Raw genomic sequence first — 551 nt, forward strand, 5'->3', positions numbered from 1 at the left:
TCGCTGAGCCGCTCAAAGTCCACTGATGGCGTTTCGTGGCCGGGCGAGAAGCGGACGCTCACCTGCTTCAACACCTCAGCCAGACCCCCTGTGCCAAAAGCAATGCTGGGGGAAGCGAAGAACTTCCCCTTGTGGAGCTTCCCCCACCCTGCCGTAAGTGCCCTGCCGAAGGCTTCAACGCCAGCGTTCTCTGTGACTGCTTTACCGAGTTGCTCGGATAGATCGTTAGCCTTACTACGCTCAGTCGTCCAATCCGCCGCACGAAGCGCCCTGCCGAGGAGCGAGGCCGCGCTGTAAGCAATGTGGTCAGCAGGGTTGCGTCTGGCCGGGAGGTAGTGAACCTGAATTGCTTGCCGATCAAGCTTGGGCATGCCACGGAGCTGGGTCGGCACACCGTCCGGATCGGCGGCCAACACGTATTCCAAGCGTTGCTCGATCTCTCCGCTCTCGTCCATCTCCGCAGTGAGACGAATCCGCACCCCGGGAACTTCGCCAATACTTTGCAGCTGCATGTGCGAGAAGAAGATTGGAACCGCAGCAGTGTCCTTACC

1 pseudogene is annotated in these 551 nt (G+C 60.1%); it reads right to left on the reverse strand.

Annotated features, from left to right (window positions below):
* A pseudogene (locus AC1DQP_RS21325) lies at positions 1–551 on the reverse strand (ATP-dependent nuclease); the annotation flags it as partial.

Source organism: Stenotrophomonas sp. P5_A8, from assembly GCF_056400545.1.